Origin of the sequence: Gemmatimonas sp. (assembly GCF_046594945.1) — a bacterium.
Lineage (GTDB): Bacteria > Gemmatimonadota > Gemmatimonadetes > Gemmatimonadales > Gemmatimonadaceae > Gemmatimonas.
The window spans coordinates 1-3,409 of record NZ_JBKJRB010000008.1 but is presented as its reverse complement, the minus strand read 5'-3'; the positions used below and the strand labels follow the sequence as shown (position 1 = coordinate 3,409).

Genomic DNA, 3,409 nt, shown 5'->3' with positions numbered 1-3,409 from the left:
ACCTGGAGCATCATCGATCGGTGGGGAGAGCACGATGGCTTCGTGCGCTCCATGGCCAGCGCCATCGATGACGGCCTCGAACAGTATCCGGAGCAGGAGCGGGACGACGTGCTGGTGCTGTTCAGCGCGCACTCCTTGCCGCTGAAAGTCATCGACCGGGGCGACTCGTACCCCTCGGAGATCGCGGCATCGGTGAGTCGCGTGGTAGAAGCGGCTGAGCTGCGAAATCCGCACATGCTGTGTTTTCAGTCTTCCGTGGGTCCTGTGCGCTGGCTTGGGCCGAGCACCGAGACCATGATCAAGCAGCTGGCAGCGCGCGGACAGAAGAACGTATTGGTGGTACCGATCGCGTTCACCAGCGATCACATCGAGACGCTGTCGGAAATCGACATCGAGTACGGCGAACTGGCGCATTCCCTCGGCATGACCGGCTTCCGCCGCGCGCCGTCGCTGAACGCGCGCACGGAATTCCTCGATGCGCTGGCCGACATCGTCAATCGGCATCTGGAATCTGGACAGCCGCACAGTTCCCAGTACAAGCAGAACTGCCCCGGGTGCACGAATACCGCCTGTCGTGGTTTGCCGTCTAAGATGGCAAGGGCCTCATTGTGCGACGTCCCCGTGGAGTCCGCGGCGGGTCGTTAGCGTGTTCCTCCTGCCGTTTCATGTTATCGGCTGCTCCCACGAACAGAACGACGTGGAGGCTGTGGGGCGACTGCGTGTCCTCCCCGCGCAGCTGCCCGCGCAGCTGCTTTCGCTGCGCGCGCTGGGAATTCCGGCGGTCCTGGTGAGCACGTGCCATCGCACGGAGCTCTACTGGTGGGGAGAGCATGATCCGTCTGAGTGGTTCGGCGCGCTCCTGAAGGATCGTGGCGTTCCCGATGTACAGCTCGAACGCAAGCACGCCGATCTCGCGGTGCGCCGTCTGTTCGCCGTGTCGGCCGGCATGTGTTCGGCCCGGTTTGGTGAGCCCGAAATTCTCGGGCAAGTGAGACGCGCGTGGAGCGCCTCCCACGAGGTGGGCGCCACGAATGCGTTGCTCGATAGCGTGTTCCGACATGCGGTGGATGCCGCGCGGCACATTCGCGCCGCGATCGGAACGCCGGCCAGCGCCTCGCTTGGCATGCGCGTGCGCGACGCGTTGCAGGATCTCGTCGAGACGCGCGTTGTTGCACCGACTCCACACGACGTCTCAGCGCCGCTGCACGTACTCGTGGTCGGTGCCGGCGATGCGGCGCGCATCGTGGTTTCGGCACTGGCCGACGGGCGGAGAGTCGGTGCCCCGGTCGTCTGCGTGACAAGCCGCACCGATAGTCGTGCCGAGTCGTTGGCGAACACACACGGCGCTATGCATGTGTCGTGGAGCTCACGCGAGGCGGCGATGTCCACCTCGGATGTGGTGATCTTCGCTGCCCATCCCACCACGCCGATCGTGACGGCAGCGCAGGCGCGCGAGTTGTTGCGTGAACGGGAAGCTCCGTCGATCTGGATCGACTTGGGTGTGCCGTCAAATGTGGGGAACGCCGCCGCGCTGCCGGAGTCGGTGCAATACGTCGATCTGGAATGGCTGGCCATGTACGCGGGCGACGCCCTTGGCGCAGCCGATATCGGCGCGCGCGCCAACGTCGCGCTTCAACGCGAGCTAGCCCGTTTTGCCGGCGTGATGCATCGTCGGCAGGTTGGTGCCCGCCTGGCGCTGCTGGAAACGCGAGCGGTTCACGCGGCACGCGCGGCGCTTGAGTCCCACGCCCTGAAGGCCGGCACGGATTCGAGCGCCGAGCACGCCGCCGATGTCATGGTCCGCCAGGTGACGCGTCTGCTGCTGCGCGAGCTGACGGCGCTATCGGCGTAGCACGCATCGTGCGCGCTGGCACTGCGACGGACCCCGCAACCGCGACCGCGACGGCAACCGCTGGAACACGGAGGCAGCGGATTACACGAAACGGCACGGAGAAACAAAGGGCGAGGGATGCATCGGTAAATCGTCGTTGGCGTATCTGTGATGTTTCCGTCTATCGGTGAGATCCGTGTTCCGCGGTAGCGAGCTCGCCCCTGTGCGGGCTCTCGGCGAAGGCGAACTCAGGGAAAATGAACCGCGATGCGTCACGCCGCTCGTGCGGCGAAGCGATCGAGTGCCAGTGGAAAGGCGCGTAGCGCATCCGGCGCATAGTGGCCCATGAGGCACACCTGCAGCCAGTTTCGATCGCGGAGATAGTTGCTCTCAAAGCTGACCAGCCAACCGGCAGCGCGGATTTGCTCGCCGAGGGCGCGTACGCTGACCCCTGACGGTGGGATCAGCGTATGCACCGCCGGTGAGGCGTGATCGGCGGCCGCCAGTACGCGCCATCCGCGTGATTCCATCGCGTGTCGCAACCACACGCCGTCCTGCGCCAGTCGTTGGAAGCGAGCGGGCCAGTCAATCTCCGCCAACGACGTGCCAAGTGCATCGAGCAGATTGGAGGACTGCGTGAACGGAACGCCCTGCTGTTCCACCGCGAAGCCGAGGTCGAGATAGCGCGGAATTCGGTTGCTCGCTGTACACGTCACACCATCGTGATACACGATGGCGATGCCGGGGAACGCCGCCAGAGCCTTTCCACTCACGGCGCTGGCCATCCACACGTTGCGCAAGGAGAGTGGCACCGTACCGAGACTGCTGATCGCGTCCAATGCCAGCTTTACCCCATGCGACTGTGCGATGGAGGTGAGCGCGGCAAGGTCGTTCAGGACACCGGTCGATGTCTCGCCATGCACGGCCCAGAGCCAGCGGGCGTGCGTACTCTGCAGCGTTCGCGACACTGCGCCGTAGTCGAGTGGCTCACCCCACGGCGCACGCACGACGGTGTGCGGGATCCGCATGCGCGTGGCATGATCGACGAGGCGGTCGCCGAACTCGCCGTTGCTGACGATCACCCCGGGCTCGTCGAGAAGCGAGAGCTGAGCAGCCACGACGTCGTTGGCGAGCGTTCCCGATCCCAGCAGCATGGTCACGTGCCGCGCCTGTGCCAACGCGCACAGCTGTTGCTGCGTCTCGCGATACCGCGTATGAAACGATTCCGCGCGATGCGACATCGCGCCGCGCTGCATGGCGCGTTGCACGGCCTCGCTGATGCCGACCGGACCCGGAAGAAAGTTCGCGCCCGCGTTTGGCGCCTGGGCACCGTCGTTCAACGCCTCCGGCCAGCCCAGCACTTCCTCCGCCGTGACATACATCGGCTGATAGGCCGCCTGTTCGGTACCGATAAGCGGGCCGAAGGCGTGGAAACCGAGGTGCCGATAGAGCCGCAGTTGACGCGTGGTCCCCGACATGATGCCGAGGTCGAACCCCTTGGACAGGAAGTGCCGCGTGATGAAGCCGACGAGCTGCGCAAATACTCGACTGGCGCGGAATTCCGGTTCGACGGCCAGC

General features: G+C 65.2%; 3 protein-coding genes. 2 read left to right on the top strand and 1 reads right to left on the bottom strand.

All coding sequences use genetic code 11. The annotated features are described in order from the left end of the window. Together hemH and ACLL97_RS01030 are read left to right on the top strand one after the other, a co-directional pair. Positions 1-645: ferrochelatase (gene hemH / locus ACLL97_RS01035; RefSeq protein WP_411278616.1), on the top strand; the 645-nt coding region annotated here is incomplete at its 5' end. A gap of 1 nt (position 646) precedes the next feature. Continuing rightward, on the top strand, positions 647-1,852 hold the full coding sequence (locus ACLL97_RS01030) for an NAD(P)-binding domain-containing protein (protein WP_411278615.1): 1,206 nt from the start codon (positions 647-649) through the stop codon (positions 1,850-1,852). Between the two features lie 251 nt (positions 1,853-2,103). Here ACLL97_RS01030 and ACLL97_RS01025 read toward each other — a convergent pair. Continuing rightward, the coding region (locus ACLL97_RS01025) for an aminotransferase class V-fold PLP-dependent enzyme (RefSeq protein ID WP_411278614.1) at positions 2,104-3,409 on the bottom strand (1,306 nt) is incomplete at its 5' end.